General features: G+C 47.2%; 21 protein-coding genes, 1 tRNA gene and 2 pseudogenes. 19 read left to right on the top strand and 5 right to left on the bottom strand.

All coding sequences use genetic code 11. The features are described 5' to 3' along the window. The first annotated feature begins 375 nt into the window (after positions 1-375). The 9 genes and pseudogenes from ACNOGP_RS00540 to ACNOGP_RS00500 all read left to right on the top strand — a co-directional run bounded on the left by ACNOGP_RS00540 (position 376) and on the right by ACNOGP_RS00500 (position 10,177). Positions 376-2,772, top strand: a complete 2,397-nt coding sequence (locus ACNOGP_RS00540; RefSeq protein ID WP_418213802.1) for an ATP-binding protein — start codon at positions 376-378, stop codon at positions 2,770-2,772. Then, the gene (locus ACNOGP_RS00535; protein WP_418213801.1) at positions 2,744-4,030 is read left to right on the top strand and encodes a sigma-54-dependent transcriptional regulator; all 1,287 of its coding nucleotides are present in this window, start codon (positions 2,744-2,746) and stop codon (positions 4,028-4,030) included. Before ACNOGP_RS00540 ends, ACNOGP_RS00535 begins: the two co-directional genes overlap by 29 nt. Positions 4,031-4,162: 132 nt before the next feature. Then, positions 4,163-4,558 (top strand): hypothetical protein, encoded by a 396-nt coding sequence (locus ACNOGP_RS00530; RefSeq protein WP_418213800.1) that lies wholly within the window; start codon positions 4,163-4,165, stop codon positions 4,556-4,558. Positions 4,559-4,781: 223 nt separating this feature from the next. Beyond that, positions 4,782-5,384, top strand: coding sequence for an RteC domain-containing protein (locus tag ACNOGP_RS00525; RefSeq protein ID WP_418213799.1), 603 nt, complete (start codon positions 4,782-4,784; stop codon positions 5,382-5,384). Between the two features lie 242 nt (positions 5,385-5,626). Continuing rightward, complete coding sequence (gene mobA, locus ACNOGP_RS00520) at positions 5,627-5,971, top strand: conjugal transfer protein MobA (protein ID WP_418214792.1); 345 nt, start codon at positions 5,627-5,629, stop codon at positions 5,969-5,971. 89 nt (positions 5,972-6,060) lie between these two features. After that, on the top strand, positions 6,061-7,182 hold the full coding sequence (gene mobB / locus ACNOGP_RS00515) for a conjugal transfer protein MobB (protein WP_418213798.1): 1,122 nt from the start codon (positions 6,061-6,063) through the stop codon (positions 7,180-7,182). Positions 7,183-7,215: 33 nt separating this feature from the next. Beyond that, positions 7,216-9,228: pseudogene (gene mobC, locus ACNOGP_RS00510) on the top strand (conjugal transfer protein MobC). Positions 9,229-9,268: 40 nt separating this feature from the next. After that, a pseudogene (locus tag ACNOGP_RS00505) lies at positions 9,269-10,015 on the top strand (DNA adenine methylase). After that, positions 10,016-10,177, top strand: coding sequence for a hypothetical protein (locus ACNOGP_RS00500; protein ID WP_162832120.1), 162 nt, complete (start codon positions 10,016-10,018; stop codon positions 10,175-10,177). A 112-nt stretch (positions 10,178-10,289) separates the two neighbouring features. Here the strand turns inward: ACNOGP_RS00500 and ACNOGP_RS00495 are convergent, their stop codons facing one another. The 3 genes from ACNOGP_RS00495 to ACNOGP_RS00485 all read right to left on the bottom strand — a co-directional run bounded on the left by ACNOGP_RS00495 (position 10,290) and on the right by ACNOGP_RS00485 (position 11,844). Beyond that, complete coding sequence (locus tag ACNOGP_RS00495) at positions 10,290-11,015, bottom strand: toprim domain-containing protein (protein WP_418213797.1); 726 nt, start codon at positions 11,013-11,015, stop codon at positions 10,290-10,292. 220 nt (positions 11,016-11,235) lie between these two features. Beyond that, the gene (locus tag ACNOGP_RS00490) at positions 11,236-11,688 is read right to left on the bottom strand and encodes a M23 family metallopeptidase (protein ID WP_418213796.1); all 453 of its coding nucleotides are present in this window, start codon (positions 11,686-11,688) and stop codon (positions 11,236-11,238) included. Between the two features lie 24 nt (positions 11,689-11,712). After that, a complete protein-coding gene (locus ACNOGP_RS00485) occupies positions 11,713-11,844 on the bottom strand; it encodes a hypothetical protein (protein ID WP_418213795.1) in 132 nt (43 codons plus the stop codon). 74 nt (positions 11,845-11,918) lie between these two features. On the opposite strand from ACNOGP_RS00485, the gene ACNOGP_RS00480 reads away from it, so the two are divergent. The 10 genes from ACNOGP_RS00480 (at position 11,919) to ACNOGP_RS00435 (ending at position 24,198) form a co-directional block, all read left to right on the top strand. Next, a complete protein-coding gene (locus ACNOGP_RS00480; RefSeq protein WP_418213794.1) occupies positions 11,919-13,061 on the top strand; it encodes a DUF4099 domain-containing protein in 1,143 nt (380 codons plus the stop codon). A gap of 4 nt (positions 13,062-13,065) precedes the next feature. Next, the gene (locus tag ACNOGP_RS00475) at positions 13,066-14,490 is read left to right on the top strand and encodes a DUF6047 family protein (RefSeq protein WP_418213793.1); all 1,425 of its coding nucleotides are present in this window, start codon (positions 13,066-13,068) and stop codon (positions 14,488-14,490) included. Positions 14,491-14,494: 4 nt separating this feature from the next. Further along, on the top strand, positions 14,495-15,310 hold the full coding sequence (locus ACNOGP_RS00470) for a DUF6047 family protein (RefSeq protein WP_418213792.1): 816 nt from the start codon (positions 14,495-14,497) through the stop codon (positions 15,308-15,310). Positions 15,311-15,314: 4 nt separating this feature from the next. Further along, a complete protein-coding gene (locus ACNOGP_RS00465) occupies positions 15,315-16,778 on the top strand; it encodes a DUF6047 family protein (protein ID WP_418213791.1) in 1,464 nt (487 codons plus the stop codon). An 11-nt stretch (positions 16,779-16,789) separates the two neighbouring features. Continuing rightward, complete coding sequence (locus ACNOGP_RS00460; RefSeq protein WP_418213790.1) at positions 16,790-17,008, top strand: hypothetical protein; 219 nt, start codon at positions 16,790-16,792, stop codon at positions 17,006-17,008. 116 nt (positions 17,009-17,124) lie between these two features. After that, entirely contained in the window at positions 17,125-18,219 is a 1,095-nt protein-coding gene (locus ACNOGP_RS00455) for a DUF6047 family protein (protein WP_211737716.1), read from the top strand. 21 nt (positions 18,220-18,240) lie between these two features. Continuing rightward, entirely contained in the window at positions 18,241-20,007 is a 1,767-nt protein-coding gene (locus ACNOGP_RS00450; RefSeq protein WP_418213789.1) for a DUF6047 family protein, read from the top strand. An 11-nt stretch (positions 20,008-20,018) separates the two neighbouring features. Beyond that, a complete protein-coding gene (locus tag ACNOGP_RS00445; RefSeq protein ID WP_418213788.1) occupies positions 20,019-21,224 on the top strand; it encodes a DUF6047 family protein in 1,206 nt (401 codons plus the stop codon). Then, entirely contained in the window at positions 21,224-22,096 is an 873-nt protein-coding gene (locus tag ACNOGP_RS00440) for a hypothetical protein (protein WP_418213787.1), read from the top strand. The genes ACNOGP_RS00445 and ACNOGP_RS00440 overlap by 1 nt, the downstream gene beginning before the upstream one ends. 209 nt (positions 22,097-22,305) lie before the next feature. Then, positions 22,306-24,198 (top strand): DNA topoisomerase, encoded by a 1,893-nt coding sequence (locus tag ACNOGP_RS00435; protein WP_418214791.1) that lies wholly within the window; start codon positions 22,306-22,308, stop codon positions 24,196-24,198. A 146-nt stretch (positions 24,199-24,344) separates the two neighbouring features. Here the strand turns inward: ACNOGP_RS00435 and ACNOGP_RS00430 are convergent, their stop codons facing one another. Both ACNOGP_RS00430 and ACNOGP_RS00425 read right to left on the bottom strand, forming a co-directional pair. Beyond that, positions 24,345-25,565, bottom strand: coding sequence for a site-specific integrase (locus ACNOGP_RS00430; protein ID WP_211737711.1), 1,221 nt, complete (start codon positions 25,563-25,565; stop codon positions 24,345-24,347). A gap of 242 nt (positions 25,566-25,807) precedes the next feature. After that, a tRNA-Lys gene (locus tag ACNOGP_RS00425) sits at positions 25,808-25,880 on the bottom strand. Positions 25,881-25,892: the final 12 nt, after the last annotated feature.

The raw sequence follows: 25,892 nt of genomic DNA, 5'->3' as shown, positions 1-25,892 counted from the left end.
TTGTTGACTGTAGGGATATTTGTCAGGATAACTAGACTACAGCTTGGTTGTCCGTCGATAATTATGTTTTGTAAAAAGACATGATATGGATTTTTATGTCGGTGGATAAGCTAACGTGACCATGGTCATTCCACTGTCATGGGATATGTTTTATTGTATCCTGTAAACAAACGGAAGTTTAGGACATTCTATGAAAAGAAGCAGGCTGTAGTGGCCTTTTGTGTACGCCATTAATAAATTATTAGAAGTAGAATGACTATAATGGTGTAATTGACGGGCGGGTAATGAGTGCCTAGTATGTTCAGGGCTATTATCTGCCTGTTATTTTCCAGAGTTGTTAGAACAAGAAAAGGATAAAGAAAAACAAAACGAATCATGTGGCTGAGATTTAAAATATTTTTAGGGTATACCATTTTAATGGTCCTGCTCGTCTGCACCATCGTGCTTTTCCGCCGTGAACAGATAAAACGGGGTAGCCTGCATCAGGATGAACGGGAGCTGGTCCATATCCGCAACCTGTCGCAACAGGCTTACGCCGGACTATTGGAACTGGCTACTTATGGGGAGACAGTCAGTGTCTGGAACGAGGATGATCTCAAGACGTATCAGGCAAATCGGTACAATGTCCGTGGAACCTTGCAGGAACTGAAACGGTATGTGAACACTCACAGGCAGCAGGCGTGCATAGACTCTTTGTGTCTGTTACTGGAAAGAAAGGAGCAGTTACTGGATACAATAATGGGCACGTTCAAGCATTTCTGGGAAGTAAACGAGATCGTGAGACGAAAGATTCCGCTGATTGCATCCCGCGTCCATCGTGATACGGAATCCTTGTCTGATGAAAAAGAAGAAGGGAAAAATGCCCAAAAGAGTTTCTGGACCTTCCTCAGGCGCAAGAAGAAATCCGCCTATCGGGAACAGAAAGAAAGTATGGGACGTCGACAGGACATCCCGGCAGCCACCCGTATGCTCCATTCCTTGAACAGGGAGGTTACAGACAAGCAGACTGCCGAGCAGAAAAAGCTGTTGGTACAGATGGACAGCCTGTATGCCGGTAATGTGGCGCTGAACCGGAGGCTGCATGGTGTCGTCAAGGATTTCGAGATGGAAGCCTCCCGGCGTCTTGAAGAACGCTACAAACATTTCCTATCCGCGCGTGACCGGTCGTTCCGTACAGCCTCCATCCTGGGTATCATCGTCTCATTGCTGACCATTATCCTGTACATTGTTGTGCATCGTGATATCAATCGTCGGAACCGCTACCAACGACAACTGGAAGTCTCAAACAAGGAGAACAAGGAACTGATACAATCCAGAAAACGCATGATGCTGACTATTGCCCATGACCTGCGTTCGCCCCTTGCCATTATCAGGGGGACGGCGGAGCTGCTGCCCGGCGAACAGGAAAGGGTTATGCAGGAGGAATACGCTGGAAATATCCGACATGCGTCAGACTATATGCTTTCGCTGGTGGACACGCTGATGAACTTCTACCTGCTGGATACCGGACAGGCCTGGGAGAACGTCTCCATCTTTCACTTGGAATCCCTGTTTCGGGAGATTGCAGACAGCTACATGCCATCAGCTAAAAAAAAAGAATTGCAGCTGTTGACCAGATTTTCCGGCATGAACGCGGTTGTCAGTTGTGACAAGGGGCATCTGCAGCAGATCGTAAACAATCTGCTCTCCAATGCCTTGAAGTTTACCGGAAAGGGACATGTCCTACTGGAAGCAATGTTCCATAAGGGAGAACTTTGTATCAAGGTGCAGGATACAGGAACGGGAATGGACAATAATGAGCAGAAACGAATATTTGACGCATTCGAACGGCTGGACAACGCCCGCAATATTCCCGGGTTCGGGCTCGGCCTTGCTATTACTTCCCGGTTGGTTTCGCAAATGGGAGGCTCCATCCGTGTGGAGAGCAGACCGGGTGAAGGCAGCTGCTTCATTGTGTCGCTGCCCCTTCCCCTTGCCGACAGCAAGTCTCTGGCAAAGGAACAGCGACTAACGGCTGACTACGAGATTGAGGGGACCAGGATTCTTCTGCTGGATGACGACCCGAGGCTGCTTTCCATTCTTTGCGAGATGTTCAGGCGTAACCGAGCCGAATGTGACTGCTGCACCGATTGCCGGGAGGTGGTGAAAAGACTGAGAGAACATGATTATGACGTGTTGTTGACGGATATCCGGATGCCTGACATGGACGGGTTCGAACTGTTGGCATTGCTGCGTTCATCCAACATGGAAAAGGCAAGGACAATCCCTGTCATAGCCATGACCGCTGACGTGGATCCGGAAGATATGTATCTATCCGGGGGCTTTGCCGGATGCATTCGCAAACCTTTCCGAATGGATGACCTGATGGAAACTGTCGCCCAGATAGCCGGGAAGAGTGTACAACTGACATGGCAGCCAGACTTCTCCTTAATCTTTTCGGACGAGGATGACAGGGAGGGGATGCTCGGTGTCTTTATCTTGGAAAGCCGCAAGGATCTTGACCGTCTGCATGAAGCGTTGAGAAAAGATGACCGGCAGGCAATCCGTGAAATCCTGCACAAGAACCTTCCACTGTGGATAAGTGTCCGCCTTGACTATCCGGTAGAGGAAGTACAAGGCATCATACTTTCCGAACCGGAATTTTGGACGGAAAAACAAATGAGCAGTATCCATACGATAGAAATAGCTGCCGGGAAATTGATAACTTATGCAGAACATATGAAAAAGAAAATAAGTCAAGAAGATGAAAAGCATATTAATTATAGAGGATGATGTTGTTTTTGCCCGCAGCATCGGTAACTGGCTGAAGAGGCAGGAAATGGGGAGCGAGCGTGTAACGACCCTTTCCGCTGCTCGTAAGGCTCTTTCGGCTGGGGAGTATGACCTTGTGCTGGCTGACCTGCGCTTGCCAGACGGCAACAGCACGGACCTGCTCCAATGGATGCACGACCGCTATATCACCACTCCGTTTCTGATCATGACCAACTACGGGCAGGTGGAGAATGCTGTGGAAGCCATGCAGCTCGGTGCGGTGAACTACCTTTGCAAGCCCGTCCAACCGGATCGGTTGCTGGAAGCCATTCGTAAGGAATTCCGTCGTCCCAGGCACGACAGTACGGAATTCTACCGGGGAGATAGTGGCAAGGCAAGAGAAATGTACCACCGGATTGGGCTGGTCGCACCATCCGACATCTCTGTCCTGATCCGTGGTGCGTCCGGCACGGGCAAGGAACATATCGCCCTCGAATTGCACAAACAGAGCCGTCGAAAGAACAGACCGTACATCACTTTGGACTGCGGTTCCCTTCCTGAAGATTTGGCAGCCTCCGAACTGTTCGGACACCGTAAGGGGGCGTTCACTGGCGCGGAGAATGACAAGACCGGCCTGTTCCAGGAGGCTGACGGAGGCACGTTGTTTCTAGATGAGATCGGCAACCTCGCCTATAGGAGTCAGATGCTCCTTCTGCGTGCCTTGCAGGAGAAATGCTACCGACCGGTAGGGGCTACTCGGGAGCGCAGCTTCGATATTCGCTTGATTGCTGCTACCAACGAGAATTTGGAAGAAGCCATTGCCGGAGGACGTTTCCGTGAGGACTTGTTCCATCGGCTGAACGAGTTCACCATCCGTGTCCCCCTTCTTTCGGAATGTTCGGAGGATATCCTCCCGCTAGCCCGTTTCCTTCTAGAACATCTCTCAAAAGAACACCGGAAACGGGTGCAGGGTTTCGATCGGCTGGCGGAGGCGGCCTTGAAGCGGTATCCTTGGCCAGGCAACATCCGCGAACTGAGGAACACTGTCCGCAGCGCCCTGCTGCTGACAGACGGGGATTGGATTACCGCGACCTCCCTGAACCTGGACCTGACGTTAAAGCAAGAAGAGGTATCCGGTCTCACGGAGGAGGAAAAAGAGAGAAGGCTCTTGCTCCAAACGCTCGAACAGGCCCGAAACAACCGGGCAAAGGCTGCCAAGATGCTGAACATCAGCCGGACTACCCTGTATGAGAAGCTCCGTAAATACGGGGTGATCTGATGGAAAAGGTATTGGAACAATGAGGATGATTTCCTGTCCTCCCCATAAAATCCTGCGCCCTGTATCTTGTATGTCCAGTTATTTATGCTTATATAGGTAATGAATTGATAATCTGTTGTTAAATTTGTAAATATGGATATTAGACCCTTATGTGGCAGGCTCGGTCTCAAAGTCTGCGAGGCAGAGCGAGAAAAGCGGATGTGGCAGACAGGATTTGCCCTGGTCATGCGTAAGCCTCCCCCTACCGACAGTATCTCCCAAATCATCCAGACGGTATTGATTGAGCCTGTGACAAAGGAACTTCGGTTGAAGACCGGAAAGGACATCAGTTATCAGCCTTACATTCCCGAGGGGTATTTCCGCCTAGTGTCAGGCGGAAAGCCGTTCGCCGTTATCTGTCTTCCCAATCCTGGCAACGGACGGGTGTTCGTCAGATTCCTGAATGCGAGCGGCAGGTCATGCGCTCGGATGAAAGAATTTCATAACACAGATACCCTCGTCTCATTCTTATTAGAGATATCCGAATAATCCTCCTACTATCCTACCTTTAAGGGACATGAGGGTTTACAGGAATTGTACACTTTCCTAACATGCAGTGTAAGGTAAGTATACACTTTTGGTTTACACCTGTTTTTCTACAGAATTTGTTTATTGTTGATTTCCAGAATATTAAAACAATCCAAGGCTTAATGCTATGGCAGAGGCATTACATTTGGCCTACTCCGGTATAAACAAATAAAACGTATGCCGTATGAAACCATTTACAGAATGCCGTATATTCAACTATTTTTCTCTGGCTTCTAATCAGAAACATGCAGTTTCCGATGAAGAATTCGCTTCCTCTTATACAGAATATGAACAATACCTGTGCGATCTTGCCGTAGAACCGGTTTCTTCATCGGAAAGGCTGCGCCATCTGCTTCATAGTAAAGTGGAACTGGTTTCTATAAAAAAGTTGTCCTTCCATGCACCAGTAGTTGAATTCTATCTGAACAAGTGCCTCCTGCTGGTGGAAGCGGAAATAGAGCTGGTTAATTTTAGCGTACAGTATCCCGGATCCGGTGAGGCACCTTCTTCCTTTTTCTCATCACTTCATTGGAAAGGCACGCTTGTCAACCTCATGGAACTTATTTCCTCGCTGGACTATAGCGAACTTATTACGGATGGGGACGGCAAGCGGATCTCCTTTGCCGGTATCGTTTCCGCTTTCGAGAAACTCTTCAATGTCTCCATCCCCAAACCATACGACCTACGTGCCGATCTCTCCCGACGCAAAAAGAGTTGTTCCATTCTGCTTCCCAAACTAAAAGAAACCTACGAAAAGAATATCGTGAACTGCGGAATCGGGAAGTGAGCAGAGAGTAAAAATCCCCCTGTCACAAATAGTCATCTCCTGTCAGTTGTAGTCACTTCCCAATTTTAGGTTCATATGAATATTATCACTTATTTTGCTGCCGAATAAATGAAACACTTAAAAGAATGGCAAAGATCAGTAATACACGCAAGCCTGTACAGGCTGACAAATCAGACAAATGAAGAGGGGGACGAACTCCCAAGGAGGAATCCCAGCTTCATTCTTATTATTACGGTTTCCGCCTGGACGAGTTCCAGAACATCGAGTTCGAAAGGCTCTTTGAGAATTCGGGAGCTAAAAATAAATCCCAATTCATTCTTGCCGCCCTTTTCGACAAACCGATGAAAGTCGTAAAGATCGACAAGGCGGCAACGGACTACTACATCAAGCTGACCAACCTGCAGAGTGAATACCGCCGCATAGGTGTGAACTATAACCAGGCGGTCAAGGCTCTGCATACCGGACTCTCCGAGAAGAAAGCCCTCGCCATGCTCTATAAATTGGAGCAACTGACTATTGAACTAATCTCCCTGAACCGGGAGATTATCCGTCTCACCCAAGAATTCGAACAATGGTTGCAAAAATAACATCAGGAGCCTCTGTCTACGGGGCATTATACTATAATCACGAAAAAGTGGACAAGCAGCAGGCACGGCCACTGACATGAAACCGGATCATGGAACCGGCAGACGGCCATCCGACCATCCAGCATTGCATGCGTTCCTTCGAACCGTACCTGGCTGCTAACCGTCGCACAGAGAAACCGGTTATCCACATCTCACTTAATCCGCACCCGGACGATGTACTGACCGATGAACAGCTGGCAGCCATCGGACAGGAGTATATGGAAAAGATGGGATACGGCAACCAACCCTACATCATCTACCGGCATGAGGATATCGGCAGGTCCCATATCCATATCGTATCCCTGCGCATCGACGAACAGGGAAAGAAGATCAATGATTATAAGGAATGGCAACGCTCCTCCACAATCTGCCGGGAGTTGGAAAGAAAATACCATCTGCTACCTGCCGAGAAGATGGAACAACGGGAATCCCTGCCACTCACTGTCGTCGATTATCAGAAAGGCGATATCAAGCATCAGATAGCGAATGTGGTGAAGCCCATCATGCAGGGGTACAAATTCCAGTCCATCAAGGAGTTTAAAGCCCTGCTCGGCCTTTTCCATGTGACGGTGGAAGAAACACACAAAACGATAGACGGGAAGACCTATCACGGACTGGTCTATGCGGCTACCGATGAAAAGGGTGACCGGGTGGGCGTAGCCATCAAATCCAGCAAGATCGGCAAGAGTGTAGGTTATGCGGCACTTCAAAAGAAATTTTTCAAAAGCAAGCTATGGATGGCAAAACATCCGATACCCGGGGGGACGAAAGAAGCGATTGCCACGGCTCTGAAACAAGACACCCTTCAGGGATTCCTGCAGGAACTCACCGGGAAAGGCATTGCCGCCATACTCTACCGGAACGATGCGGGAGTGATTTACGGAGTCACCTACATTGACCATACCTCCCGGACCGTATTCAAAGGCTCAGCATTGGGAAAGGAATACTCGGCATCGGTTATCAACCGGCAGTATGGCGTGGTTCTACCGGGAAAAGAGGAAGAAGTACCATTCTTGCACCTGGCCGAACCGGAGAAAGAGGAACCGGGACTGGTAGAAGGATTGCTGGATATCTTCTCTCCGGAATCCTATCCGTATCCGGCTGACGACCTGCCCCAAAGCCCTTACGGGAAAAAGAAGAAGAGAAAGCGCAGTGGTCCGCATCTCGGCTAATACAATGTATCACTATTAATCCATTAAGATAATATGTCACAGGACGAAACCAGAGGACTCAATAAGAACCTCGACTTTATGAGGGCTATCAGCATCATCTTCTTAGTGATGAATGTCTATTATTTCTGTTATTCCTACTTTCTTTCTATGAACCTGACCATCGGCGTGGTGGACAAGATACTGCTCAATTTCCAACGGGATACGGGTTTATTCTCCCATTCGTTGGTCAGTAAATCCTTCTCCTTGATGTTTCTCTTCTTCTCCTGTATGGGAGCCAAAGGACGGAAGGACGTGGAGATGACATGAAGGAATATCGGTTGTTATCTCATTGCAGGATTGCTGCTCTTTTTCGGTAGTGAGTTCTTGTTGACAACCCGTTTCTCCGTTACGCTTCTTACCTTATTGTATGTAGCTGCCGTAGCCGCCGGATATCTCTGTCTGCTCACTACCGGAGTATGGATCAGCCGCCTCTTGAAGAACCAGTTTATGGATGACGTTTTCAACGATGAGAACGAGAGCTTCATGCAGGAAACCCGCTTGCTCGCCAATGAATACTCGGTGAATCTGCCTACCCGTTTCCGGTATCAGCGAAAGACATACTCAGGCTGGATAAATGTAATTAATCCTTTCAGGGCCTCGCTTATTCTCGGAACTCCGGGATCTGGAAAGAGCTATGCCATTATCAATAATTATATCCGCCAGCAGATAGAGAAAGGATTTGCCGCTTATATCTATGACTTCAAGTATCCGGATTTAAGTATAATCGCTTATAACCAGCTGCTTAAAAACAAGGATAAATATGCCAGACCCGTCGGTTTCTATGTGATTAATTTTGATGATCCCAGATACAGTCACCGGTGTAATCCCCTGAATCCCTCGTTCTTGTCCGACATTGCAGATGCTTACGAGTCAGCGTATGTCATCATGCTAAACCTGAACAAGAGCTGGATTCAGAAACAGGGAGACTTCTTTGTGGAAAGTCCGATTGTATTGTTGGCTGCCATCATATGATATCTCAAAATTTACGAGAACGGGAAATATTGTACATTCCCCCATGCCATTGAACTGTTGAATAAACCATACTCGGACGTGTTCACCATACTGACCTCTTACCGGGAGCTGGAAAACTACCTGTCGCCTTTTATGGATGCCTGGAAAGGTGGCGCGATGGAGCAGCTCCAGGGCCAGATAGCATCCGCCAAGATTCCGCTGTCACGTATGATCAGCCCGGCCTTGTACTGGATCATGACCGGGGATGATTTCACGTTGGATATTAATAACCCCGATGCTCCAAAGGTGTTGTGTGTGGGCAATAATCCGGACAGACAAAACATATACTCATGTGCCTTGGGACTTTACAATGCTCGTATTGTCAAACTCGTGAACCGGAAAGGAAAGTTGAAAAGTTCCATTCTCGTGGACGAGGTGCCGACGATTTACTTTCGGGGACTCGACACATTGATTGCCACGGCCCGAAGCAATAAGGTTGCGGTTTGTCTGGGAGCGCAGGATTTTAGCCAGTTGATACGGGATTACGGTGACAAGGAGGCGCGTGTGATTCAAAATACAATCGGCAATATTTTTGCCGGGCAAGTAGTGGGTGAAACAGCGAAGAATCTCTCGGAAAGGTTCGGGAAAGTGCTTCAGCAGCGCAAGTCCATCAATATGACACGGGAGGATACCTCCACTAACATCAGTACCCAGCTTGATTCGCTTATCCCTGCCTCCAAGATTTCCAACCTCTCCCAGGGAGAGTTCGTCGGTGCGGTCTGTGACAATTTCGGAGAGCGGATCAATCAAAAGATATTCCATGCCGAGATTGTCGTGGATAACGACCGGGTGGCCGCCGAAACAAAAGCCTACAAGCCCATCCCCATCATCACAGACTTTACTGGTCCGGATGGCAAGGACCACATGAAAGAGGAAATCGAAAGGAACTACTATCAAATCAAGGAAGACGTGACGCAGATTATTGAGAAAGAGCTGCTCCGCATTGAGAATGATCCCAATCTGAAACACTTGCTGGAAACAGCAGACGATGAATAATCCCTATTTAATTTATTAATCATTTAAAGTTATTGTAAACATGGAAAAAGTAAAGAAAGGCTCTCCGGCCAACCTGCCGGGAAAACCCAGCTTCCCCTGGGTGGGAGGCAAAAGAAGACTGCTCCCCGTACTGATCGAATCGCTTCCGAAAGGCTTCGGGCAGATGGATACATACGTAGAACCGTTTGTCGGCGGCGGTGCCCTGTTCTTCTGAATAAGACAAACCTACCCGGAAATCCGCTGCGTCATCAATGATTCCAACGAGAGCCTGGTCAATGTCTACCGCGTCATCAAGGAATCCCCGGAAGAGTTGATCGGGGTGCTTGCCCGGATACAGGAGGAATACATCGCATTGGAAGAACATGCCCGAAGAAAAGCCTACTTCATGGAGAAACGTACCTATTACAATGAAGGTACCCCGGATAACATCACCCGTGCCGCCCTGTTTATCTTCTTTATGCGCACTTGCTATAACGGCATCTACTCCGTGAACCGCAAGGGAAAGCTGTCCGTCACCTTCGGTTTCGGTGGAAGGGTGAAACTGCTGGAAGAGGAACTGATCCGCTTTAACCATAAGCTGTTGCAGGATGTCATTATTCTGGACGGTGACTACCGGCAGACCGGAAAGTACATCGGAACCAAATCCCTCTTTTATTTTGACCCGCCTTACAAGCCGGTCAATGAGAGTAATGCCTGTACCTCGTATATGCCGCAGGACTTCGGGGACGAAGAGCAGGTCGCCCTGGCAGATTTCTGTAAGGAAATAGACGAAGCGGGTGGCAAATGAATGCTTTCCAACTCCGATCCCCGGCAGAAGAATCCGGAGAATACCTTCTTCGACGACCTCTATGCCGGTTTCCATATCCAGCGGATCAGTATCTTCCGTTCCATTTGCTCCATTGCCGAGAAGAGGGAAACGGTCAACGAGCTGCTGATTAGAAATTACTAAAAACAGCTATCCGGAAGTTAACCGGAGGCTGAAATAATAAAGAGAGCCAAATCTGTCTAACCGGATTTGGCCCTCTTTTTATGCTTAAGCGGTGACAGCTTTGTTATAATTTTCAACCGTGCTGTTTCGTTTGCGACCTTTCCTTGGTGGAAGTGTTTCCGGCATGGCGTTGCCGGTTCTCCGGAACCATCTTCTTTCCCAGCAGGTAATCATTCAGGTCATTATATTCCGCATAACAGTCCGACTTGTCCTTAACCGGACATCCGGCTTCTGTCATTTGGCAGAATGCTTGCTTTCCTGCAGGATCATTATCCAGCAGACAGAAAGCACTCTTATATTCTTTTAATATCGGGATAGCCTTGCCTACATTGCTGACCGAATTTAATACGATATAATCGGCAGGCTGCCCGCTGCCGGGTCGCATTGATTTGAGTGTGAGGTATGACAGGTAGTCCATGAAACCTTCGACTACGATACAATGGTCGCCGCCGTTTTTAATATGTGTAATCTCCTTGGGAGAGATGCTCCCTTTCAGGTATTTGTTGCGGATCTCATACCCGCCGCTCCGGTTGGCAAAGGCCACGGCGAAATACCATTTGCCCTTGTTCTCGAAATGCACTTCCTTGCAAGTCTTCCGGGCAATTTCGGCTAAGATACCTCTTTCCTTGAGATAATCCAGCAAGACCGGGTTCGTCAGCGGATCAACGCGTACCTGCCGGTAACCGGCAGCCTGCGGCTCCGGCTTCCTGACAGAGGCGGCAGGCCGGAAAGCAGCCGGGAAATGTCCCTCTATCGCTTTTAACGCATAAGAGATATCCTTCGTCTTTTGCAGCTCCATCGCCAGGGTGATGATGTCCCCTCCCTGTCCGATACCGAAATCATATCATAGGTTGCGGGATGTGCTCACCTTGAAAGAAGGTGTCTTCTCCTCACGGAAAGGAGAACAATACCAGATACTGTCCCCGTGTTGTCTGACCGGGGAAAATCCCATGCGCCGGAGATAATCCTCCAACGGAATGCGTTTAGCTTCTTCAATATTCATTGTATAACGGATTGGATTAATGGCTCTTTTTATAACGTGAATCCCTTAGTATCACCCATTGCAGGGGATTCTGCGGCTTCCCGTTTTTTCTCAGTTCAAAATGCAAGTGGTTGCCGGTCGCGATACCGGTATGCCCGACATTGCCGATACGCCGGCCCATGCGGACAACGTTTCCCTTTTTCACGTACAATTTACTTAAGTGCGCATACAGCGTGGAAAAGCCACCCGCATGCCGGATTTCGACGTACCAGCCGTAACTGCTGCTGTACCGGGCTTCAACGACCTTCCCGTTTCCTGAAGCATAGACCGACGTGCCATAAGGTGCGGCTATATCCACTCCGGCATGGAGTACCCTTTTCTTTCTCACCGGATGCATCCTTATTCCGAAACCGGAAGAGAGGGCAAACCTCCTCCGGCTCTCATTCAAGGGGAATATAATAGGATAATCAGCCAGTACGGTTACCGGCAACCGGCTGTTTCATACGAAAGATTTTCACTGCCGGGCGGAATGGATACGGCCGATGATTGAACTGAGTCCGCTTCTGAACTCCTTTGACGGGGATTGTGTAAAAGCCGGACATGACAATAAGTGACAGAACATGACAATCAATGACAACTTCTTCATAATCAATTTATTTAATGGCAAAGATAGTAATTTTACCCTTGCAAATGATTCATTAATCTTTAAAATTAACGTATATGGACAATGTAAACTTAGCCCCTGAAAACAACGGGGCAACCCAGGAACACGGGTATCTGATGGCGTATGACAAGAAAGAGCAGAAAGCCAAAGGAGTAAAAGGAATCGCGGCAAACGGCGAGCTGGAAACGCTCGAAGCTGGTGAAGCGGACAAAGGCCAGTTCATCAAGGTGGACCAGAGAGGTAACTTCTTCACCAACTTCGGAAAGAACTTTCTCTACCATTACAACAATCCGGGACGTTACTCCTTGTACAACATCCCGAAAGAAACACCTGTAGAGCAGGCCAAAGAAAAAATAGAGGCAGCGCAGCTACCACAGAACGAAGCAGTAAGAAAAGAGCTGGCTTCGACCAGGGTGTATAACAACCACCGTTTCAATGAACGGGAAGTGAATTGGGAACAGGCAGCCCGCTACGGCATTACCCCGGACGGTCTGAAGAACGCAAAGGACAGCCTCGAAAGGATGCTGCAAGGAAAAACCTCCGCCGTGGCTTTCCGCGTGGCAAAAGACTCCGAACTGGGACGTGAGAACGGCGATGCCAAACTCTCCCTGTTCCGTGATGAGAACGGTGCTGTCAAGTTTGACATCCACTATATCCGCCAGGCCCCCAAAGTAGGTGAAGATTACAGGGGACATACGCTGACGGAGGATGACCTCAAGACACTGGACCGTACCGGCAACCTGGGCCGAACGGTCGACATGGTCATCGATTACCGTACCAAGGAAACCAAACCCTGCTACCTTTCCAAAGACCCGGTGACGAATGAATTGTTTCATATGCCCGTAGAACAGGTACGCGTTCCCCGCAAGGTAAAAGATTATACGCTTTCCCCATCAGAATATGAAGCCGCCTTACGTGGAGAGGAAGTGCCTATCCGTTTCAAATCCAATAACGGGAACTATTATACCACATCCATTCAGATGAGCGCCGCCGAGCGGGGTGTTGAATTCCTTTGGGAAAGAAGCACCAAAAAGATGGAAGAGGGGCAGAAACAGGAGCAGCAGCAAAACAGTAACGGAGAACAGCAGGTTAACGGGCCGGTACAAACAGCCGGAAAGTCTTTGAAAAAGGAAGAGGCCTCTCGGCAAGCGGAAAAGAAAACGCGCACCCGCAAGCCGTCCATAACCCCTAAAATGTAATAATATGGCAGCCTATCTTTCTGATGACCCCAAGTCATTGGACGAGCTTTTCAGGAAAGAGGGTGAAGGCTATCTTCTTGTCGGTTATGAAACCGGCAAGGAGAAACCCCATGCGGAATCCTCCTATATACTCTATTCTGCCGATCCCGACAGGCAAGACCCTGTTTATACGTTCATGGCTCTGTTCAGCCGGGAAACGATAAAAGCCAAATATGCCGCTTTTGTACCGGATACCCGTCTGGAAATCTATTCATTCCCGAAAATGACGGATGTGCCTGTCCTTACAGGGGATATTGCCAAGAAAGAATATATCAACCGGTTCTTTCTGCCCTATGTCCGGGAGAAGGGACTGGTTCCCCTGATAAGCACCAATCTGAGGAATGTACTGTTTGCACAGTCACGCAGCGACATCCTCATGGAATCCGGCGAGCTACCCAAGTTGACGGCAGAGCAATTGGACGGACTGCTCCATTTTCACAGGAAACAGGACGAACTGGCTGTCCGATATGACTATAACCCGGTTTATAAATTACCCTTGCATGCGGTGGAGACTTCCAAAGGAATCCTGTTCTTCAGTGATACCCAAATTGGACGGGACGGATTAAAATGTTTTTACCAGCAACTATCCGGCAACTATTTCCGGGTTCATGGCGAACCCGGTCCCGTCAGGCAATACCAGGTCAACAGGCTGTCCGACGATATCTGTCCCTTGGTGGATGCCTGTTACCGGAAGAACCCTCAAAACGGGAAAGGGAAATATGACTTTGATGAAACCATCTTCTCAAAAGATACGTTCCGTGACCGGAACCTGTGGAAGCAGACGTTTGAAACGAATATGGAGCCGACCGCTTCTGAATTCCTTCGCCTGACAGAATTTTCAGGATGCCCTGCAAACCGTAACAATGCGGATATCAGCAAACTGCTGTATTTGATAGAAAACGGATTCAAGCGTGACCTTGTGGTTGATCCGGCTTTCGGATACCGGAATGTATTTCAAGAGTATGTCACCCGGATAGACAACTGCATCAACGGACAATCCTCCGGTCTGAATTTGGTCGATGTGCTGGATGAAATGCGCCAAAAAGCGGAGAATATTCTCCAAACGGAATTCGATGTAAGGGGACACCGTACATTGGAAAGAGCACTGAATGACAAAAGCGTTCCGTTTCTCATTGGGGGAGCCGATGCCAGCCAGGCCATGAGACAAGCCCTTCTGGAAGGCAAATGGATCTACTCTTCCAAAATCTCCGAATCAATGCCCGGTTTGCACTTTCTCCATGCCGACAAGAAATGTAACAGGGTAATGGCATACTCCAAATCTCCGGCAGGTAAAGCTGTGTATCAAGAGAAAAACGGCAGAATCATCCCATATACCGCCGCTTTGAAAAAAGAAACAAAAACGAAAAAGAACAATTCCCCTAAATTATAAAATTATGAAGCAACCCGAACAATCCTATACAGCCATAGAAACCGCTGACGGCTTTTTGTTCTTCACCCATACGGCGGAAGGGCAGGCAAATATGCAGAAATTCCTGCAGCTTGTGGCGGATCATTACTTTGATCCCCATTTCAACCTCGGTCCCGTCCATGTTTACAGGGCGGAAGGCATCCTCCGACAGGGGCCGTCTGTCAATCCGGGCGGGAACCTGTTCACTGAATATCCTTACCTGAAGATGGACAGACTCCCAAAGATGGAGCTGGCATACCGTAATGAGATGAAGCCTACCCCGGAAGATTTCCGCAGTTTCTGCCACAATGCGCACTGTGACATCAGCCACCGCAACTGTAATATTATTGATGCGTTGGATGCGATGGCGGACAAGGAACGCACAGTTACCGAACTCTCCCGTCGACCCGCGACACCGGAAATACGTGAACAGATAGAGGAAAACAGCCGTGATAAGGACGAGCTGGATAAACTCCTCAAGCGGTTCTACGACGTACGCGGACACCGGACGGTCGAAAGGATTCTCAGTGACCCGATGGACAGTGTCATGGTAGACGGTGTTCGCCTCTTTACCCCTCACCGGCAGGTATTGCAGGCGGGACATGTGCTCTTTCTGCCCGCAGAGGCAAGGGACAACCCGTCCCATTCCTATGCATGGGTGAACGGGGATTTCTCCCGGATCGTATTCTCTAAAGAACCGCCTGCAAACAAGCAGGTATTCAAGGTGAAAGCGGTTATCGAAAAGGCTTTGGATAAAAAGCGGGACGTGAAAAAGAAAAAACACACCCATCCTAAACTGTAGAAACATGGACAAGAGAGACCAAATGGAAAATTCATTTTTCGACCCCGAAAGACCGGGCTGTATATTCATTGCGATAGACCGGTATCACCATTATACACCGTTACCGGGCAACTCACTCAGGTTCGTCGAAGGAAACCAAAGGGAGATAACGGATGCCGCCTTTCATAAGTTCCTGTCGGACAATGTCAACGAAGTCAAAAGCTGTACGTATGTGCCGGATGTGGAGATGGTACGGTATGACCTGAATTGGATGAGGGATGTGCCGTCACCGGATACACACATGCCTTTGGACAAGTATATCCGGCAGGAGCTGTTGCCTTACTTGCAGCGGAGCTTTCAGTACCCTTCCCGTCAGATCTCACTCTCGGACGCTGTCTACTGCTCCAGATATAAAGGAGATACCGATTGCAGCATCCTGAAAAAGTATTTCGTGCAGGAAGCCGATTATATGAGTTTCCGCAGATCCCAGGACGAAAGGCAGAAAATCTACCGGGGAGAGGCGAATTTCCGGACACCGCTGAAAGTGGTGGAGAATGACTTCGGGTATCTGATATTCTCCGGCAATGAAATCGGAAAAGAAGGATTCAGGGAATGTTTGCAGCATATCATCGACCATTACTTCGATCCGCATTACGACATCGGCCATCTGGGTGTCTATGAATATCCGTATGTAACGGAAGAGCTGGCAGCCCATATTGACGCATCCTACCGGATCGACCATGCCCGGCAGCTGAATAATTCTTTTGAATTCCAGCGTGAGAACCACGTGCCCCAATCCAAATTGCCGGACAAGTTTATTAATGGGCTGACTCCTCTATTTTACAGCCCGATGGAAACGACGGCTGACGGATTTATGGAACTGGCTGACAAATTCCATTTCGATCCGGACGTACGCGCGCAAATCATCCCTTCCAACCGGGACATTTACCGGCTGCTGACCGTGATGAAGAACGGTTATATGAATATTCATGAGCAGTCGTTTACCTACTTTAAGGAGTTATTGCCAGTTGCCCGGAAACTCGAAAGAATAACGCAGGTACGATCAGCGGCTGATTTCGATAGGAAGGAATTCAAACAAGCCTCCATGGAAATCCGGGAGGCCGCCGACAGTATTCTGAAAAGGGATTTCGATGTGAGGGGGCACCGTTCCCTCAAGAACATGCTGGATGATCCGATGGTAGAATTTACCGTGGGGAACCGGAGACTGAATGACGTGCAGAAATCAGTATTGTCTTCCGGTTATGCGCTTTATATCCCGGAGAACAACCGGGAAGCGGTCAGACACCTGCAATACTGCATGGCGGACTTCGAACGGAACCGGATGAAGAACTCATCCGAGCCTTTCCCCGTCAAGACCTATACCTTGAAAGAGGGACTTCTCCATCCGCTACCCACGGATATAAATAAAAAGCCGAGGGCCGTCAAAAAGCCGGAGAACCAAAAACGAAAGACCAACCGTTTAAAATAATAACAGGAAATATGATACCCAAAAGTCAGATTTATATCGGGGCATGGATTGTAGAGAACGATCCGGAAGAACAGGCCCCCGTTCCCTATAAAGGGAAAGGCATCGCCATCAAGGAAACCGGAAAAGGGGAGATGGATTACTTTGTCCGCATCCGGCTGGATGGCGAATCCATGAAGCAAAAAAGAATCTCCCTTTGCTGTCCGGACAAGATAATGGTCTGTTTTCCATGAGCCATAGACTTGGAGAAAAAGCAGAATGTGGAGCATAAGATGAAAAATGAAAAAGCTCCCGGCCCGTCGAAAGGGCGTAAACTCTCTTAATCATTCACTTTATAAATCAGAAGAATATGAATACAAACGATACCATTCTTTTTAATGTAAACGACGAGCTGGGTAAAGTGGTTGATTACAGCCATATATCCGGAGAGAACCAGGATATGCTGTGCGGCAATTACCTGAGGGAGCAGGCGGAACTCGCACTGGGCGGGACCTATATCCCGGAAGAAACCATCTATTGTCTCCAAATGGACAAAGACATCGATATGGATACTCCTTCCGTCATACATGAAGTCATGTATAACGGGGAATTGGAGGAACTCCCTTCCATTTCGCTCAGAAGTCTTGTTTTCGCCCATGAAATCTCTGCAAGGGGATTACCCATACACATGTTTGATACGGTTGCTCTGCTGGAAAGGATAAATGACAGTGCCGACACGGCAAAAGTACTGGAGGCATACATACACTATCATTCGGAAAAGATGGACAATACCCGGGAGAGAACGGTTACCGCCATACAAAGCGGGAACGGTGTGCTTTTATTCGATGATACCGGAAGGGGAATCCACTGCATGGAACGGTATCTGCAATATCTGGCAGACAATTATTTCTCATCAGCATTGAGAGGTGTTGACTCCCTTGAGATCTATTATTTCAGCACCGCCAACAATATCATAGTGGAAGATTCCAGACAATGCGCTGCCATGTTCACACCGGAGATGCCACACTGTTTCATCCCCTCGGAAGCTGTCTATTATCCAAAGGATCTCATGAAAGACCATTCTCCATCCGTCCGGTGTTCCATGAAACCCGACAAAAGCGATTATGATAATTTCTTAAGCAGGTTCAATCTGGATAGAAGCGAACTCATGACAGATATTGCCCGTCTGGATGAAATCTACAAGAATGGCATTGACATCTCCAAACCCGGCTACGGGTTTATCCATGAAAATAGCTTTGAGAAGATACTGGAGAAACTGACGCACTCCTACTTGAAAAAATCAGAGCATTCGCCACTTTCCGAAGCCCTCCAAAAAACAGCAAAGGATGTGGCCGGAAGAATCCTGCAAACAGAATACAATGTCCGGGGATACGAACCTTCCAAACCGGAAAAGAAGGAGGCGAAAAAAGAAGCAAGAAAGAAATCCGGATTAATCAAATTATAATCATTAATAAAAAGAAAAAACATGAAACAGAAAAATCCCGAACTTATCCTTCATTTTTTTGTTGCTCAGGACTCCAAAGGAAAACCCCGGCAACTGGAAATACACCTGATACCGGAGAAAGAAGTATCGATGGCAAATCAAAGATTTACCGAATATTTACGGCGGCAAAGGGAAATGTACAAACTATCCCTCGTTCAAAGCCACCTGCCTGATCTTGATTTGTGTCGTTACCAGTTTCCCTCAGGAGTAACCTGCCCGGATATCCGTCCCTTTGACAAGGATAACAGCCTGGTACCTAAATTTATCAGTGAGAACGGAGGAAGCATGCAAAACAATGTCCCACTCAGAGGATTGGAATACCTTTATTCACGCGATGCAGAAAAAAGCCTGCCCATGCTGGTATCCAGCGGGCTTGCGGACTACCTGCTTGTACAGCCGGAAGCCAAACGTTTCGCATTGGCACAGAATACCCTCCATGATGATCCGTCAGAAACCCTGACCGCTGTAGAAACCGCAAAAGGAGTGCTTTTGTTTGAATATTCCGGTTACGGAAAGATGTGCTGCCATTCCTATATGCAACATCTGGCCGACCATTTTTTTATTACGGACGAAGATAAACCGGAGTTTGTCAACCAGTACAAACTGGCTAATCCGAATGTAGAGGCTATAAAGGCGTTTCAGACATCCACCAATCCCTTCTCATTATATACAAACGATTTTATACCGGATAAAGCGCAATATCTGGATGCGGCTATCCTGAGAAATGCACGACTGGACAGGAGCCATCGCATAGAACCGACGTTTGACGCTTATGACAAATTCGCGTCCTCCTATGGAACAGTTACAAGTATCGCAAATGCCCAGATACTCCGGCTGCTGTCTTTACAAGAAACAGCCGGAATTTATAGAATAGATTATATAACCGGACAAATTCCGTTCATGCATAAGAACTCTTTTAACTCACAGTTTAATGCGTTACAGAATATTCCGGCAGAAAACAAGGGTGAACAGGAGAAGGTAAAAGCATTGATCCGTGATCAGGCAGCCTACATTTTAAAACGTGATTATGGAATTTCACCGGATAACCGGCAGAATAGAGAGATAGAGCCCGTCATCTCCATACAGACTCCCAAAGGTGCCGTTTACCTGCCTGCCACGGATGAAGGAGCTGTCTACAAACAATGCTATTTGCAATATCTGGCTGACCGGTTCTTCACTCTGGAAGTACAGGCTCTGGAACGGATCAGGGAATTCTACATTTCCAATCCGAACCATAGCACGGAACATTATATGCAGAAGCATCTGAGCTTTTTCCAATCCAATCCTTTCTATGGGGAATTGGCGAAAATGCCATTGTATCCCATAGAGCAATCCGAACTGCTGAAAAAAGGCGGCTATCCCATAGAACCGACTTATCATGCCTTCAAACAGTTCACGGAAGATTACCATTTATCGATAACGCCGAAGAATGCAGAGATATTCAATCTGCTCTTCATACGGGAATACGGTCTGCCGGCAGATTTCAATTCCAATGAGAGTTATAGAGAATTCGCCTACAAAGGTGATTTCAAACCACTGGATCAGGAAATGTCCGAACTGCAATCCCAAAAAGGATATAGTGAGAAAGCATTCTATAATATCCAAAACAGACAGCAGCAACTTGCCGACAGGATACTTGGTCTGGCATATAAACTGACCTGTCCGCCATTGCAGCTGACCGGATCGGCGGCATCGGAAAAGCAAAAGGCTGTTCTCCGCCGTAACAAGTCACATAATCCCCGTATCTAAAACTGATTGTCATGCCTGCATGGATGGAAAAAATAAAAGACAGACTAACCGAAAAAAAAGATTTGAAAAGCCTGTTTATAGAGTTGCTGCCCGATAAGCGGGTATCGACTGTCATGGTCGTAGCATATGTCCCGACGGATAAAGACTCTTTTCCGGTATTTATGGATCTTGTCGCCCGGATAGCCATGGAACAGAAAACGGTGCCGGATAACCTTTTGCTGCATTTTGAGGGAATACCCGCCAAGGACATTCCTTTCACCAGCAAACTGCCGGTAAAAGACAGTGAGAAAGCCCTTCGTTTCATCGTTTCTCACGGAGGTATCACAGAAAACAATTCTGTTCCTCTACGGAAAGCGGCCTACCTGAGAGCATGCCAAAAGGAACTGGCGGCAGAGAATTTTCAGGCACTGGACCACTCACCTGGCTATAAGCGTTTTGTTACTTATGAGGATGCAATGGAAAAGGTCGCATCAGGGAAACAGGCCAAACAATTCTATACCATCGTTGAAACGGAACAAGGTATCCGGGTATTCAATGACGGATTATCCGGAACGAGGAAGTTTCGGGATTACCTGCAATCAACGGCGGATAATTTCTACTCAGGCTCTCTACAGGATGTGGAATCGTTGAATATCTACCGGATAGAAACCGTATCACGCCGGATGCTGGAACTCTCCAACGGGAATCAAACCTCCATGCCGCAAGCGGCAATGGAAATTCTGGCGAATTACAAGCCGTCCGTCACTTTCGACATGCATCCTACAGGGGAAAACCTCGACCGGTTTATTACGGCTAACGCACTGGAACTCTCCGCCCGAAACTGGAATATCATGACTCTTCAGGATATAGCTGACAGAGGATATGCCCATTTACCGGCGGACGAATCGTTTGCCTATAAAAAGGATTTCTTACCCGTGGAGAAAAGTATCCGTGAGATTATCCGGCAAAAGGATCTGCGCCGGGATTATCCTTTTCAACAGAAGATGGGTGAACTGCAAAACGCAGCCAAGTCATTGGCCGGGACACTGTTAAACCGGGGTGGGGTGCGGAAGGATTATCAACGGACAATCCAGTCTGTTGGAGTCTCGAAGGATACTATACAGGTCCGGGCAGCCGTGAAACTGCATAACAAACCCGAATCTCCACGTGACAATGAAAAGAAAAAAGTCAAGACAAAAAACGCTTCTCCCCAAAAGCAGGCGAAGCCAAAATTATAGTGCTTATGGAATTGATAAATAACACATTCATTCCCGAAAACGAGATACCACGCAGCCGTAGGGATGCCGGAAGAAAAGCATTCCTGCAGACTTTCAGGAACCTGTTCACAAACCGGAACCCTTTCAGGAAATTCATGGACGCCTATCGTTTCAATACGATCCGCTGGAGCGCATCCAACCTTCACGAACCCTCATGGGGAAAACGGATCGGATTGTTCCTCCAGACGAGGAATTTGGTTGCCATCCTCCGGGATGAGTACCTGAACAACCGCAGTAGCCTGTTGAATAAATGGGAAGTATCCAACCTGAACCGCATCCAGACGGAGCTGGTTCGGATTGGCAGGATGCCTCTTCAGGATAGGGACAGGAATGCTTTCAAGAGCCTTGGCAGTATTGCAAAAAAGATAAGGCAACTGCAGGGATACGAAGGATGCCCCGATATGAGCCACGAAAAACAGCTCCTGGTGACATACAGATATATCCTATCTTCTCCCTTTGACCGGAAGTTCGGGGGATTGCCGCCCGATGAGATTTGTGGGATGCTCCGTCAGAACGGCCTGTCCGAATCGAACCTCCCTTACCAGAATTATGAAGGAATCCTGCAAGGGCGTGAAACGGTCATGTATGAGCTGGCAGCCAGAAAGAACGGGGAGAAATACCTCCAACCGTCAGACCTGGTAAAACTGGATGCCGGGATGACCGGATTCTCAATGGATTTAATCAGCCGTTTCCCAGCAAAGAAGACTTCCGTACCGAATCTGGCGGAAGGCATACAGGCATCGGAGAAAAAAGAGAAACTCTCCGTACCCAAAGAACCAAAGAAGAAGGTGAGGAAGGGAAAGACAAAAGCCAAGAGTGTAAAAATAAAATAGTCATTCAACATTAAAAGATAACTAAGATGAAAACGATTTGCATCTGTGAAAAGCCGTCCGTGGCACGCAGTATCGCCCGGGTTTTGGGCGCAACGGAGAAACAGGAAGGGTATTTGAGTGGAAACGGTTATGCCGTTACATGAACTTACGGCCACCTGCTGGCATTGGCCCTGCCTCAAGACTACGGTATCGTCCGTGCAGAAAAGGAGATGTTGCCGATTATTCCCCATCCGTTCAAACTGGTTGTCCGCCAAGTAAAGACGGAAGATGGTTATAGGGCTGATCCGTCGGCATTGAAACAATTGGACGTGATCCGTAAACTGTTGAATCAGGCGGGTAGTGTGATCATTTGTACGGATGCGGCCCGCGAAGGGGAACTTATAGCCAGGTACGTCCTTGACTATCTGGGGTACACCAAAGAAACCAAACGCCTGTGGATATCCTCGCTCACGGAAAAATCAATACGGGAAGGGTTCAATAACCTTAAATCAAGCAGGGAGTTTGACAACCTGTACCGTGCTGCCAAAGCCCGGAGAGAAGCAGATTGGGTAGTCGGTATGAATGCCAGTTTGTCTTTGAGCATGGCTGCCGGAAAGAGCAATTATTCTTTGGGCAGGGTACAGACACCGACGCTTGCCATGATTTGCCGCCGCTATCTGGATAACAGGGATTTTGTAGCCAAACTCTATTACCTGTTACAACTACGGACAACGAAGGCAGGAGAAGAACTCATTATGACCTGCGCCGAAAAGTATGATACACCGCAAAGCCTCGACATAGCCCGTAAAAAAGTCTATGAAGAGAAAACTGCCAAAGTAGTGCAGGTGAGAAAAAAAGAAGTTTCAGAAGAAGCTCCGTTACTATATGACCTGACCGCCCTGCAACGAAGTGCCAACACCAAACTGGGACTGACCGCAGAGCAGACGCTGAACATTGCCCAAAAGTTGTATGAATCGGGTTACATCTCGTATCCACGTACCGGATGTAACTATATTACAGAGGACATCTTCGAGCAGGTTCCTTCCCTCATCGCCTTGCTGAAGCAGCATCCCCGTTTTGCACGCCATGCGGAGAATCTCTGTAGCCGGATTTTGAACCGCCACTGTGTGAACGATAGCAAGATGACAGACCACCACGGATTAATCATTACGGAGAACTTTCCTCAGAACCTTTCCCTTGACGAGCAGAATATCTACTCTATGATTGCAGGACGTATGCTGGAGGCTTTCTCCGGCAAATGCCTGAAAGAAACGTTATTTGTACAGGCTGATTGTAACGGAGCCTCTTTCGGAATTAAAGGGTGCCAAATCAAGGTTCCGGGATGGAGAGGCATTTATAATGAACCGGATGAAAAAGAAGAAGGAAGCCTCCTGCTCGAATTTAAGGAGGGTGAAACTTTGCCCGTTCTTGGCATTGATATGTTAGCTAGGAAAACCAAGCCACAGCCGATATTCACCGAGGCAAGTCTGCTTGCGGCAATGGAAGGGTGTGGTCGGAATTTGAGCGATGAAAAAGAGAAAGAAGCGATGAAAGACTCCGGACTAGGGACACCGGCTACACGGGCTGGAATTATCGAACTGCTTATCACCAGACACTATGTGGAAAGAAGTGGACGATCACTAATACCCACTCCTAAAGGACTGGAAGTATATGGTATTGTAAAAGAGAAGATGATTGCCAATGTGAGCATGACCGGAAGATGGGAATGTGAGTTACATGAGATAGAAACCGGAGAAGTTTCCACCGAAACATTCACGGAAAATATCAACTCCTACGCTCGGCAAATCACGTCTGAACTGCTTACTCTTAAACTCGACCATCTGGACTTGCTGCACTGTAAATGCCCTAAGTGCGGGGCAGAAACAATTACTGTTTTCAATAAGGTGGCCAAATGCGGCGATCCCGATTGCGCTTTTCTTTTGTTCCGGACCTTCAACGGCAGGGAACTGACGGATAACCAGATGCTCCTGCTGTTACAGGGAAAGCGCACTGGATATCTCAAGTTCACCAGTAAGAAAGGGAAAAAGTATGAAGCTTCGCTGGAATTGGATGACAACTACAAGATTGATATTACATTCAAGGATAATAAACCTAGGAAATAGTCCATTGGCTTATGAAAAAAGAAATAGATGAGATACTACTAGGAGCTAACACTCAATAAAGAGACGTGTGTTTGTTTAGATTCAGAGAGATATAACTTTCGAACAAAGGGGATGTCGTTTTTTGCGACATCCCCTTTGTTCGAAAGTTATATGGCAAATTTATGCTTCATCACTTCCATTTCTTTGGAAACAGTAGTGTCTAAAACTTTTGCATAAATTTTCGTGGTTCGTATGTCTGAGTGTCCTAACATTCTAGCGATTGTTTCCATTGACACTTTATTTGCTAGAGCTATGCATGCAAACGTATGGCGGCCGACATGGGTCGTTAACTTTTTAGTAATTCCACACATATCGGCAATTTCTTTCAAATAACTGTTCATCAGTTGATTACAAGGTACAGGAAGCACCATGTTCTTTTGTACACAGATCGGATTGTTCTTATATTTTTCAACTATTAATGCGGGAATGTCAAGAAGCGGTATGTGACACATGTTATTTGTCTTTTCACGAGGCTTTCGAATCCAATTTTCCCCATTAGGACCTTTTGTAATATGCTCGGGACGTAAATGTTTTATATCTGTGAATGCTAATCCGGACAGGCAGCAAAAAACAAATATGTCGCGTACTATTTCTAAACGAGGTATCTTAAATTTTTTTTCCATAATAATATGTAGTTCCTCTTCGCTGAGAAACTCCCGGTTAGATTGGGTTTGTTTGAACCTGATTCCGGAGAATGGATTATCCGTCATCCATTTATTTGTAAGTGCCAATATGATAATTTTCTTTAGATTCTTTAAATATTTAACAGTTGCATTCTGTGCGCAATTTTTTTCTGTTTTGATAAAGAATTCGAAATTGGATATGAACTCATGGTTGATATTGTAAAGAGGAATATCGTTTAATTGATATTCTTTTTTCAAGAACTCCTCAAGATATCGTACGGTTCTCTCATAACGGAGCACTGTAGCTTTCACCACATCTTTCCCTATTAACTCACGATACTTTGTGTTGTGTTCTTTGAAAACTTCCAATAACATCTTGGGAGTTTGGCTCTCACCATAGAATAAATTCTTCAGAATTTCAGCAGTGATAGGTTTATCATCCTGCTCTAACTCACGATGAATACGAAGTACGCGGGTACGTACTGTTTCCAGATAGTGATTAAGTTCCAGATGCTTTCTGTCCTTACCAATCGCACATTCCCTTTGGGCATTCCACTTACCAATCTCCACACTACGCTTGATTTGAATTTCCGCGCGTTTCCCATTTACAGTTATTCTCAGACAGATAGGAGCCTCTCCGTTTTTCAATAATTTGGCCTTCTTGATGTAGAAAAGGACCGAAAAATAATTTCTTTTCATACTCATACACTTTAAAAGTTTAATGGTTCAAAGTTACTTTTAGAAGCGATGAATAGTATCACGTAAAATGCAGACAATCAGCGAATAAAACACCAATTCGGAGGACTAAAATTTGGAGGAATTTAAGTCCTCCGATTTCACCTGTATTAGGTGTTCCAATTTGCGGTAAAATGCAGGTTTGATATAAAAGAAAAAGCTCTGATAAGTTTGATTATCAGAGCTTTATGCATTTTTGCTGCTTTAAAAAGTGATCCGCCTGGGGCTCGAACCCAGGACCCCAACATTAAAAGTGTTGTGCTCTACCTGCTGAGCTAGCGAATCAATCCTTATTGC

Source organism: Bacteroides difficilis (genome assembly GCF_048319815.1).
GTDB lineage: Bacteria > Bacteroidota > Bacteroidia > Bacteroidales > Bacteroidaceae > Bacteroides > Bacteroides zhangwenhongii.
Note: the sequence above shows the minus strand (reverse complement) of the source record. Positions and strands in the feature narration are given on the sequence as shown.

Excerpts from the sequence above, each read along its gene's own strand:
- ACNOGP_RS00540 (WP_418213802.1), top strand. The coding sequence starts at position 376 with ATGTGGCTGAGATTTAAAATATTTTTAGGGTATACCATTTTAATGGTC.
- ACNOGP_RS00535 (WP_418213801.1), top strand. The coding sequence starts at position 2,744 with ATGAAAAGCATATTAATTATAGAGGATGATGTTGTTTTTGCCCGCAGC.
- ACNOGP_RS00530 (WP_418213800.1), top strand. The coding sequence starts at position 4,163 with ATGGATATTAGACCCTTATGTGGCAGGCTCGGTCTCAAAGTCTGCGAG.
- ACNOGP_RS00525 (WP_418213799.1), top strand. The coding sequence starts at position 4,782 with ATGAAACCATTTACAGAATGCCGTATATTCAACTATTTTTCTCTGGCT.
- mobB (WP_418213798.1), top strand. The coding sequence starts at position 6,061 with ATGGAACCGGCAGACGGCCATCCGACCATCCAGCATTGCATGCGTTCC.
- ACNOGP_RS00500 (WP_162832120.1), top strand. The coding sequence starts at position 10,016 with ATGCTTTCCAACTCCGATCCCCGGCAGAAGAATCCGGAGAATACCTTC.
- ACNOGP_RS00495 (WP_418213797.1), bottom strand. The coding sequence starts at position 11,015 with ATGGAGCTGCAAAAGACGAAGGATATCTCTTATGCGTTAAAAGCGATA.
- ACNOGP_RS00485 (WP_418213795.1), bottom strand. The coding sequence starts at position 11,844 with ATGAAGAAGTTGTCATTGATTGTCATGTTCTGTCACTTATTGTCATGT.
- ACNOGP_RS00480 (WP_418213794.1), top strand. The coding sequence starts at position 11,919 with ATGGACAATGTAAACTTAGCCCCTGAAAACAACGGGGCAACCCAGGAA.
- ACNOGP_RS00475 (WP_418213793.1), top strand. The coding sequence starts at position 13,066 with ATGGCAGCCTATCTTTCTGATGACCCCAAGTCATTGGACGAGCTTTTC.
- ACNOGP_RS00470 (WP_418213792.1), top strand. The coding sequence starts at position 14,495 with ATGAAGCAACCCGAACAATCCTATACAGCCATAGAAACCGCTGACGGC.
- ACNOGP_RS00465 (WP_418213791.1), top strand. The coding sequence starts at position 15,315 with ATGGACAAGAGAGACCAAATGGAAAATTCATTTTTCGACCCCGAAAGA.
- ACNOGP_RS00460 (WP_418213790.1), top strand. The coding sequence starts at position 16,790 with ATGATACCCAAAAGTCAGATTTATATCGGGGCATGGATTGTAGAGAAC.
- ACNOGP_RS00455 (WP_211737716.1), top strand. The coding sequence starts at position 17,125 with ATGAATACAAACGATACCATTCTTTTTAATGTAAACGACGAGCTGGGT.
- ACNOGP_RS00450 (WP_418213789.1), top strand. The coding sequence starts at position 18,241 with ATGAAACAGAAAAATCCCGAACTTATCCTTCATTTTTTTGTTGCTCAG.
- ACNOGP_RS00445 (WP_418213788.1), top strand. The coding sequence starts at position 20,019 with ATGCCTGCATGGATGGAAAAAATAAAAGACAGACTAACCGAAAAAAAA.
- ACNOGP_RS00435 (WP_418214791.1), top strand. The coding sequence starts at position 22,306 with ATGTTGCCGATTATTCCCCATCCGTTCAAACTGGTTGTCCGCCAAGTA.
- ACNOGP_RS00430 (WP_211737711.1), bottom strand. The coding sequence starts at position 25,565 with ATGAGTATGAAAAGAAATTATTTTTCGGTCCTTTTCTACATCAAGAAG.